The sequence below is a fragment of the Streptomyces olindensis genome, assembly GCF_040645895.1.
GTDB classification, from domain to species: domain Bacteria; phylum Actinomycetota; class Actinomycetes; order Streptomycetales; family Streptomycetaceae; genus Streptomyces; species Streptomyces olindensis.
Window position 1 is genome coordinate 1 of sequence record NZ_JBEYZD010000134.1, and the last position, 9,409, is coordinate 9,409.

A 9,409-nucleotide genomic window follows, 5' to 3' on the forward strand; every position below is an offset into this window, starting at 1 on the left:
GCCGTTCACGATCTCCGTGTGGGCGGGGGTCAGCAGGAACACACGGGTCGACACTCTCTCGATCGAACCGCGCAGGCCGAAGATCAGCCCGGCCGGCCTTCCGTACGGAAGGCAAGCCGGCCCTTTCACCTCGCTCAGCCCTTGTTGGCCTTCTTCTCCTCGGCGTCCTGGATGACCGCCTCCGCCACCTGCTGCATCGACATGCGGCGGTCCATCGACGTCTTCTGGATCCACCGGAACGCGGCCGGCTCGGTCAGCCCGTACTCCGTCTGCAGGATCGACTTCGCCCGGTCCACCAGCTTGCGCGTCTCCAGCCGGAGCGTGAGGTCGGCGACCTCCTTCTCCAGCTCCTTCAGCTCCGTGAACCGCGACACGGCCATCTCGATCGCCGGCACGACATCGGTCTTGCTGAACGGCTTCACGAGGTACGCCATCGCCCCCGCGTCCCGCGCGCGCTCGACGAGATCGCGCTGCGAGAAGGCGGTCAGCATCAGCACCGGCGCGATGCTCTCCTCGGCGATCTTCTCCGCCGCGGAGATGCCGTCCAGCTTCGGCATCTTCACGTCCAGGATCACCAGGTCGGGGCGGTGCTCACGGGCCAGCTCCACGGCCTGCTCACCGTCACCGGCCTCACCGACGACGGTGTAGCCCTCCTCCTCCAGCATCTCTTTGAGATCGAGCCGGATCAGGGCCTCGTCCTCGGCGATGACGACCCGCGTCGTCATCGGAGGCACGTGCGACTTGTCCTCATCAGGCACGTCAACAGGCTGGGGCGACTCGGGGGCGCTCACGTGGGCTCCTTGGTACGGGGCAGGCCGGTACTGCTCCCAAGAGCGTACCTAGCAGCAGGGCCGCACAGTGAACCGGTACACTGCTCATCGGTCCCCTGACTTGCCCGGTTGGAGGAACTGGTCAGACTCGCGGCACTCAAAATGCCGTGCCCTTTGGGCATGTGGGTTCGAATCCCACACCGGGCACCTCAGCAGCAGAAGCGGAGGATCACGTTCGCATGGTTCTCCGTTTTTTGCTACCCCAAGCCAGCGTCAGTGACGCACAGTGATCGCATGAATGTTCATGGTACTGCTGTACGGCGAGAAGCTCTGAGTTTGCTGCGCGGCGGCGCGAAGAACGCGGATGTGGCCCGCAGGCTCAAGGTCCCGCTGGGTACGGTCGGCTACTGGAAACACATGGACCGGGCGAAACGCGGCGAGTGTCCCGGCCGGCATGATCCGAAATGCCCCCGGTGCGACGGGCGGCACCTCGACGAGGCCGCCTACGCCTATCTACTGGGTCTGTATCTGGGCGACGGCCACATCAGTCACTACTCCGAGCACCGTGTACCCAACCTCATGATCACGTGCACGGAGTCGTGGCCCGGGCTGATGGACGAGTGCGAACGGGCCATGCGGGCGGTCTTCCCCGAAAACTCCGTCTGTCGTGTCCGCAAGACGGGCTGCCGCAACGTGAAGGTCTACTCGAAGCACCTGCACTGCCTATTTCCCCAGCACGGTCCCGGCAAGAAGCATGAACGCCGCATCGCCCTGGAACCCTGGCAGCAAGCCATCGTCGACGCGCACCCCTGGGAGTTCATCCGCGGGCTCATCCACTCCGACGGCTGTCGGATCACCAACTGGACGACCCGCATGGTCGCCGGACAGCGCAAGCGCTACGAATACCCGCGTACCTCTTCTCCAACAAGTCGGATGACATCAGGAAGCTCTTCACGGGCGCCCTCGACGAAGTGGGCGTCGAGTGGAGCACCTTGGCCCGCGGGAGCGACCCGTTCAACATCTCCATCGCCCGCAAAGCCTCCGTCGCCCTCATGGACGCCCACGTCGGGCCCAAGTACTGACGGCGACGGCCTACTTCGGGCTGTCGTCCTCCCCGATGTGGTGGACGCGGACCATGTTCGTCGAGCCCGAGACCCCGGGCGGGGAGCCGGCCGTGATGACCACCGTGTCGCCCTTGGCGCAGCGGCCGTAGCGGAGCAGGAGTTCGTCGACCTGGTCGACCATCGCGTCCGTGGAGTCGACGCACGGCCCGAGGAAGGTTTCCACGCCCCAGGTGAGGCTGAGCTGGGAGCGGGTGGCCTGGTCGGGGGTGAAGGCCAGCAGGGGGATGGGCGAGCGGTAGCGGGAGAGGCGGCGGGCCGTGTCGCCGGACTGGGTGAAGGCGACGAGGAACTTCGCGCCGAGGAAGTCGCCCATTTCCGCGGCCGCTCGCGCGACGGCGCCGCCCTGGGTGCGGGGCTTGTTGCGTTCGGTCAGCGGCGGGAGGCCCTTGGCCAGGATGTCTTCCTCGGCCGCCTCGACGATGCGGGCCATCGTGCGGACGGTTTCGATGGCGTGTTTGCCGACGCTGGTTTCGCCGGAGAGCATCACCGCGTCGGTGCCGTCGATGACGGCGTTGGCGACGTCGGATGCCTCGGCGCGGGTGGGGCGGGCGTTGTCGATCATCGAGTCGAGCATCTGGGTGGCGACGATGACCGGTTTGGCGTTGCGCTTGGCCAGTTTGATGGCGCGCTTTTGGACGATGGGGACCTGTTCCAGCGGCATTTCGACGCCGAGGTCGCCGCGGGCGACCATGATGCCGTCGAAGGCGGCGACGATGTCGTCGATGTTCTCGACGGCCTGGGGTTTTTCGACTTTGGCGATGACGGGGAGGCGGCGGCCTTCCTCGTCCATGATGCGGTGGACGTCCTGGATGTCGCGGCCACTGCGGACGAAGGAGAGGGCGATGACGTCGAAGCCGGTGCGCAGGGCCCAGCGGAGGTCGTCCTCGTCCTTTTTGGAGAGGGCGGGGACGGAGACGGCGACGCCGGGGAGGTTGAGGCCCTTGTGGTCGGAGATGACGCCGCCCTCGACGACGGTGGTGTGGACGCGGGGGCCGTCGACCCGGGTGACTTCGAGGCAGACCTTGCCGTCGTCGACGAGGATGCGTTCGCCGGGGGTGACGTCGTCGGCGAGGCCGGCGTAGGTGGTGCCGCACATGCGGCCGTCGCCTTCGGCGCCGTCTTCGACGGTGATGGTGAAGGTGTCGCCGCGTTCAAGGAGTACGGGGCCTTCGGTGAAGCGGCCGAGCCGGATTTTCGGGCCTTGAAGGTCGGCGAGAAGGCCGACGCTGCGGCCGGTCTCGTCGGCGGCCTTGCGCACCCGGTGGTATCGCTCCTCGTGCTCGGCGTGTCCGCCGTGGCTGAGGTTGAAGCGGGCCACGTCCATTCCGGCGTCGACCAGGTCTTTGATCTGGTCGTAGGTGTCGGTGGCGGGCCCAAGGGTACAGACGATCTTTGCTCGGCGCATAGGTCCGAGCCTATGAGTTACCGGCGGGTAGAGAATTGGCCGTGCATGACTACTCAACAGACTTCGCGTGAAGCGTTATTGACAAGTGTTGAATTGTGCGGCGGGGCGCTCCGATGAGCACCCCGAGGGAAATTCGGTCGTGTTTTCGGAATTCGCTCCGCGGGGCTTACAGCCGCGGCGGCACCATCGTGAAGCGGGCGTTGATCTGGGCGTGGACGCGCTGGCGTTGCGGTTCGAGGTCGAGGGGGGCCGCGGGGGCGTTTTCGGCGGCGGCGCCGTAGGCCGCGGAGCGCATGCGGCCGGGCGCCTGGGGGTAGGCGGGCGGGCTGCTCTCCGCGCCGATGTCGGCGAGTTCGACGAGGGCGGAGAGGGTGGTGCCGAGTGCCTCGGCGTACTCGCGGGCGCGCTGGACGGCTTCCGTCACGGCCTTCTTGCGGGCTTCGCGGTGGGCGGGTGAGTCGGGGCGCAGGGCCCACCAGGGGCCGTCGACGCGGGTGAGGTCGAGGTCGGCGAGGCGGGTGGTGAGTTCGCCGAGGGCGGTGAAGTCGGTGAGTTCGGCGGTGACGTGGACGCTGCCGTGGTAGGTGCGGACGCGTTCGCCGCGGCCGTGCTTGGTGAGTTCGGGGGTGATGGAGAAGGCGCCGGTCTCCAGGCGTTCGACGGCGTCGCCGTAGGACTTGACGAGGTCGAGGACGCCGGCGTTGCGGCGGGTGAGGTCGTCGAGGGCGGAGCGGCGGTCGCGGCCGCGGGCGGCGACGGTGATGCCGATGCGGGCGATCTCGGGGTCGACTTCGAGGCGGGCCTCGCCGCGGACGGCGATGCGCGGGGCGTCGGGTGTCCCGTAGGGGACGGCGGGCTGGGTGGCATCTCCGGCGGGCATGGTCATACGCCCCACTCTGTCATGTCTTGGCTGGCCGGAGGCCTGGAGTCGGTGATCCCGAGTCATCTAATCGCAACCTGCCGGGGCTGTTGCTGCCGGTCATGAACGGGTCAGAATCTACGCGCGTTATCTACGCGCGTTGTTCACAGTTCCCGCGAGGAGTGCCAGCCATGCCGTTGAACCGCCGGAAGTTCCTGGAGAAGTCCGCCGTGACCGGGGCGGGGGTGGCGCTGGCGAGTGCGGTCGCGGCGCCGGGTGCGCAGGCGGCCGAGGCATCGGGGACTGCCGGGCGGCGCGAGAAGCGGTACGCGTTCACGGTGATGGGGACGACGGACCTGCACGGCAACGTCTTCAACTGGGACTACTTCACGGACGCCGAGTTCGACGACAAGGCCCACAACGACGTCGGCCTCGCGAAGGTCTCGACCTTGGTGAACCAGGTCCGCGCGGAGAAGGGCCGCCGCAACACGCTGCTCATCGACGCGGGCGACACCATCCAGGGCACGCAGCTGTCGTACTACTACGCCAAGGTCGACCCGATCACCGCCGAGGGCGGCCCGGTGCACCCGATGGCGCAGGCGATGAACGCCATGGACTACGACGCCGCGGCGCTCGGCAACCACGAGTTCAACTACGGCATCCCGGTGCTGCGCAAGTTCGAGCAGCAGTGCTGCTTCCCGCTGCTGGGCGCCAACGCGCTGGACGCGAAGACGCTGCGCCCGGCGTTCGCGCCGTACAGCATGCACCGGCTGCGCACGCCGTTCGGGCGGGACGTGAAGGTGGCGGTGCTGGGGCTGACCAACCCGGGCATCGCGATCTGGGACAAGGCGAACGTGCAGGGGAAGATGACGTTCCCGGGCCTGGAGGAGCAGGCGGCGAAGTGGGTGCCGAAGCTGCGGTCGATGGGCGCGGACGTCGTCATCGTCTCGGCGCACAGCGGCTCGTCGGGGACGTCGTCCTACGGTGACCAGCTGCCGTACATCGAGAACGCGGCCGGGCTGGTGGCCGAGCAGGTGCCGGGCATCGACGCGATCCTGGTCGGGCACGCGCACACGGAGATCCCCGAGTACTTCGTGACGAACAAGGAGACGGGCCGGCAGGTCGTGCTGTCCGAGCCGCTGAAGTGGGGGCAGCGGCTGACGCTGTTCGACTTCGAGCTGGTCTGGGTCAAGGGCTGCTGGAAGGTCGAGAAGGTGGGTGCGAAGGTCCTCAACTCCAACACGGTGGAGGAGGACCCGAAGATCGTGCGGCTGCTCTCGGACGAGCACGAGAAGGTCGTGGCGTACGTCAACCAGGTCATCGGCACCAACGCGGCGGAGATGACGTCGGCCGAGGCGCCGTACAAGGATGTGCCGATCATCGACCTGATCAACCACATCCAGGCCGACACGGTGAAGCAGGCGCTGGCGGGCACGGAGCACGCGGCGCTGCCGGTGCTGTCGCAGGCGGCGTGCTTCTCGCGCAGTGCCCGGATCCCGGCGGGCGAGGTGACGATCCGGGACGTGGCGGGCCTGTACGTCTTCGAGAACACGTTGGAGGCGCGGCTGATGACGGGCGCGCAGATGAAGGCGTACCTGGAGTACTCGGCGAACTACTTCACGCAGACGGCGCCGGGTGCCGCCGTGGATCCGGCGAAGCTGACGAACGCGAACGGCACACCGGACTACAACTACGACGTGGTGAGCGGTCTGTCGTACGAGATCGACATCGCGAAGCCGGCCGGGTCGCGGGTGACGAACGTGCGGTTCGGGGGGCAGCCGCTGGCGGACGACGCGCGGTTCGTGTTCGCGGTGAACAACTACCGGGCCAACGGCGGCGGGAACTTCCCGCATGTCGCCGCGGCGCCGCTGCTGTGGTCGAACTCGGACGAGATCCGCAACACCATGATCGCCTGGGTGAAGGCGAAGGGGTCGATCGACCCGGCCGAGTTCGCCGCCGTGGACTGGAGGCTCACGCGGGAGGGCACGCCCGTCTTCTGAGCCGCGTGCCCTCCTCGAGTCGCGTCCTTCGTCACCTTCGGTCGTCGACGAGAGGGGTCAGGGCCGGTGCCTCGCGGGGCGGCGGGACCTGCTGCCGCTGGGTGAGGCCGAAGGTGGTGAAGGCGGTGCGGCGCGGGAGTCGGTAGGCCTCCCTGCCGGTCAGGGAGTTGAGGATGATCGCGCCGCGCCAGGCGGCGAGGCCGAGGTCGGGGGCGCCGACGCCGTGGGTGTGGGTCTCGGCGTTCTGGACGTACACGCTGCCGGTGACGGAGGGGTCGAGGACGAGCCGGTAGTCCTCGTCGACGCGCGGGCGCTCCTGGCTGTCGCGGCGCAGGTAGGGGTCGAGGCCGGCGAGGACGCGGTCGAGGGGGCGTTCGCGGTAGCCGGTGGCGAGGACGACGGCGTCGGTGGTGAGGCGGGAGCGGCTGTCCTGCGTGGTGTGTTCCAGGTGCAGCTCCACCTTGGTCGTGGCGACCCGGCCTGCGGTGCGGACGCGGACGCCCGGGGTGAGGACGGCGTCGGGCCAGCCGCCGTGCAGTGTGCGGCGGTAGAGCTCGTCGTGGAGGGCGGCGATGGTGCCGGCGTCGATGCCCTTGTGGAGCTGCCACTGCCCGGTGATGAGCCGGTCGCGGGCGGACTCGGGCAGGGCGTGGAAGTAGCGGGTGTGGTCGGGGGTGAAGTGCTCCAGGCCGAGCTTGGAGTACTCCATGGGGGCGAAGGCCTCGGTGCGGCCCAGCCAGTGCAGTTTCTCGCGTCCGGCGGGCCGGTTGCGGAGCAGGTCGAGGAAGATCTCGGCGCCGGACTGTCCGAGGCCGACGACGGTGACGTGCTCGGCGGCGAGCAGGGCGGCGCGGTGGTCGAGGTAGTCGGCGGCGTGCAGGACGGGCACGCCGGGGGCCTCGACGAGGGGCTTGAGGGGGTCGGGGACGTAGGGCTCGGTGCCGATGCCGAGGACGACGTTGCGGGTGTACGTCCGGCCGAGGGCCTCCGCTTCGCCGTCGGTGTCGAGCTGGGTGAAGTCGACCTCGAACAGGTCGCGTTCGGGGTTCCAGCGGACGGCGTCGACCTGGTGGCCGAAGTGCAGGCCGGGGAGGTTCTCGCAGACCCAGCGGCAGTAGGCGTCGTATTCGGCGCGCTGGATGTGGAAGCGCTCGGCGAAGTAGAAGGGGAAGAGCCGCTCTCGGGACCGGAGCCAGTTGAGGAAGGTCCAGGGGCTGGTGGGGTCGGCGAGGGTCACGAGGTCGGCGAGGAACGGGACCTGGATGGTGGCGCCTTCGATGAGCAGGCCGGGGTGCCAGCCGAAGGCGGGGCGCTGGTCGTAGAAGGCGGTGTCGAGGTCGCCGAGCGGGTGGGCGAGCGCGGCGAGGGAGAGGTTGGCGGGGCCGATGCCGATGCCGACGAGGTCGCGGGGTGCGTCGGGCTCGTGGTGCGGGTGGGGCGTCGGGGTGGGGCCGGTGGCCGGTGGGGGGTTCATCGGGGGGTGTGTCCTTCCGCGAGTGTCGCTCGGCGCGCTGCCACGAGGTGCAGCAGGGCGGCCAGGTCGTCGGGCCCGGTGGCGGGGTTGAGGAGGGTGGCCTTGAGCCAGAGCCGGCCGTCGGGGCGGGCCCGGCCGAGGACGGCGCGGCCGTCGGTGAGGAGCGCGCGGCGTACGGCGGCCACGGTGGCGTCGGTGGCGCCCGCGGGCCGGAACAGCACGGTGCTGATGACGGGCGGGGCGTGGAGCTCGAAGCCGGGGTGTGCCCGGACGAGGGCGGCGAACTCGCGGGCGCGGGCGCACACCTGGTCGACGAGCGTGCCGAGGCCGTGGCGGCCGAGGGTCTTGAGGGTGACGGCGAGCTTGAGGACGTCGGGGCGGCGGGTGGTGCGCAGGGAGCGGCCGAGGAGGTCGGGCAGGCCGGCCTCGGTGTCGTCGGCGGCGTTCAGGTAGTCGGCGCGCTGCCGCAGGGCGGTGAGGTCGTGTGCGTCCTTGACGGCGAGGAGGCCCGCTGCGACGGGCTGCCAGCCGAGTTTGTGCAGGTCGAGGGTGACGGTGTCGGCGGCGTCGAGGCCGGTGAGGCGGTTGCGGTGCCGGTCGCTGAAGAGGAGGGCGCCGCCGTAGGCGGCGTCGATGTGCAGGCGGGCGCCGTGGGCGGCGCAGCGGGCGGCGATCTCGGGCAGCGGGTCGATGTGTCCGGCGTCGGTGGTGCCGGCGGTGGCGGCGACGAGCAGGGGGCCGGGCAGGCGGGTGAGGGCCGCGTCGAGCGCGGTGGGGTCGAGTGTGCCGGCGGGGGTGGGTACGACGACGGGTTCGGGCAGTCCGAGGAGCCAGGCGGCGCGTGGGAGTGAGTGGTGGGCGTTCGCCCCGGCCACGAGCCGTACGGTGCCGCCGCGTGCCTCCCGGGCGAGGAGCAGGGCGAGTTGGTTGGATTCGGTGCCGCCGGTGGTGAGGAGGGAGTCGGGGGCCGTGCGCTGCCGGGAGCCGTAGATCTCCTCGGCCAGTGCCGTCGTGACCAGCGTCTCCAGTTCCGACGCGGCCGGGGCCTGGTCCCAGGAGTCCAGGGACGGGTTGAGGGCGGAGGCGGCGAGGTCGGCGGCGGTGGCGACGGCGAGGGGCGGGCAGTGGAGGTGGGCGGCGCACAGGGGGTGCGCCGGGTCGGCGGCGCCCTCGGCGAACGCGTGCACCAGGGCGCGCAGGGCGTGCGGATCGCCCTGGTCGGGCAGGACCTCGCCCACCGCCTCCCGCAGGCGCGCGGCGACCGCGTCCGGCCCGCCCGCCGGCAGGGGCCCGCCCCGGGCCCGGGCGCCGGCGTCCAGCGCGTCGAGCACGGTGTCGAGCAACGGGCGCAGGGCGTGGGGGCCTTCCGGGCCTGAGGCGAGGGGCGGCGTGCTCATGGGCTGTCCTCCGGGGCGCGGGGCGGCGCGCCCGAATAGCCCAACGACCGGACCCGGGTGGAGGTACGTCCGTACGGGGAAAACGTGTCGGAACCGCGTGGCCGGGGGCGGGGCCGGAGGGCCGTCGTCTGCCGGGCGGACCTGGACGGACCCGCCCGCGCGCCCGGGGCCGGGCCGGCGGGCCGTCGCCCCCGGGCAGGCCCGCCCGTGCGGCCGGGGCCGGGCGGGGGGTGTCGTCCCCGGGCGGGACCTGGAGGGGCCCGCCCGGTGCCGTCAGGCCCTAGATGTATTGGCCCGCAGCGTTGTTGACACGGCTGATGGGTGGCTGGCCGCCCAGTGCGGTGTGGCAGCGGTGGTGGTTGTAGGTGTGCAGGAAGTCT

The 9,409-nt window shown here is 70.4% G+C and carries 6 protein-coding genes, 1 tRNA gene and 3 pseudogenes; 3 read left to right on the top strand and 7 right to left on the bottom strand.

Annotated features, from left to right (window positions below; translation table 11 throughout):
* Nucleotides 1-93 (bottom strand): annotated as a pseudogene (gene sepF, locus ABZ948_RS39930) (cell division protein SepF); the annotation flags it as partial.
* 41 nt (nt 94-134) lie between these two features.
* Nucleotides 135-791, bottom strand: coding sequence for an ANTAR domain-containing response regulator (locus tag ABZ948_RS39935; RefSeq protein ID WP_031115650.1), 657 nt, complete (start codon nt 789-791; stop codon nt 135-137).
* Nucleotides 792-893: 102 nt separating this feature from the next.
* Between ABZ948_RS39935 and ABZ948_RS39940 the strand changes: the two genes are divergently transcribed.
* A tRNA-Leu gene (locus ABZ948_RS39940) sits at nt 894-977 on the top strand.
* Between the two features lie 87 nt (nt 978-1,064).
* Nucleotides 1,065-1,852 (top strand): annotated as a pseudogene (locus tag ABZ948_RS39945) (helix-turn-helix domain-containing protein).
* A 10-nt stretch (nt 1,853-1,862) separates the two neighbouring features.
* Here the strand turns inward: ABZ948_RS39945 and pyk are convergent.
* Nucleotides 1,863-3,299, bottom strand: a complete 1,437-nt coding sequence (pyk, locus tag ABZ948_RS39950) for a pyruvate kinase (protein WP_359768040.1) — start codon at nt 3,297-3,299, stop codon at nt 1,863-1,865.
* Nucleotides 3,300-3,465: 166 nt separating this feature from the next.
* On the bottom strand, nt 3,466-4,185 hold the full coding sequence (locus tag ABZ948_RS39955) for an SIMPL domain-containing protein (RefSeq protein ID WP_359768041.1): 720 nt from the start codon (nt 4,183-4,185) through the stop codon (nt 3,466-3,468).
* Between the two features lie 164 nt (nt 4,186-4,349).
* Between ABZ948_RS39955 and ABZ948_RS39960 the strand changes: the two genes are divergently transcribed.
* Nucleotides 4,350-6,158 carry a bifunctional metallophosphatase/5'-nucleotidase gene (locus ABZ948_RS39960; protein WP_359768042.1) on the top strand — a complete coding sequence of 603 codons (1,809 nt, stop codon included), beginning with the start codon at nt 4,350-4,352 and terminating at the stop codon, nt 6,156-6,158.
* Between the two features lie 31 nt (nt 6,159-6,189).
* On the opposite strand, the gene ABZ948_RS39965 is transcribed toward ABZ948_RS39960, so the two are convergent.
* From ABZ948_RS39965 to ABZ948_RS39975, 3 genes and pseudogenes are all read right to left on the bottom strand, one after another.
* Nucleotides 6,190-7,632 (bottom strand): lysine N(6)-hydroxylase/L-ornithine N(5)-oxygenase family protein, encoded by a 1,443-nt coding sequence (locus ABZ948_RS39965; protein ID WP_359768043.1) that lies wholly within the window; start codon nt 7,630-7,632, stop codon nt 6,190-6,192.
* Complete coding sequence (locus ABZ948_RS39970; protein ID WP_359768044.1) at nt 7,629-9,029, bottom strand: pyridoxal phosphate-dependent decarboxylase family protein; 1,401 nt, start codon at nt 9,027-9,029, stop codon at nt 7,629-7,631. Before ABZ948_RS39970 ends, ABZ948_RS39965 begins: the two co-directional genes overlap by 4 nt.
* 280 nt (nt 9,030-9,309) lie before the next feature.
* Nucleotides 9,310-9,409, bottom strand: a pseudogene (locus tag ABZ948_RS39975) (IS481 family transposase); the annotation flags it as partial.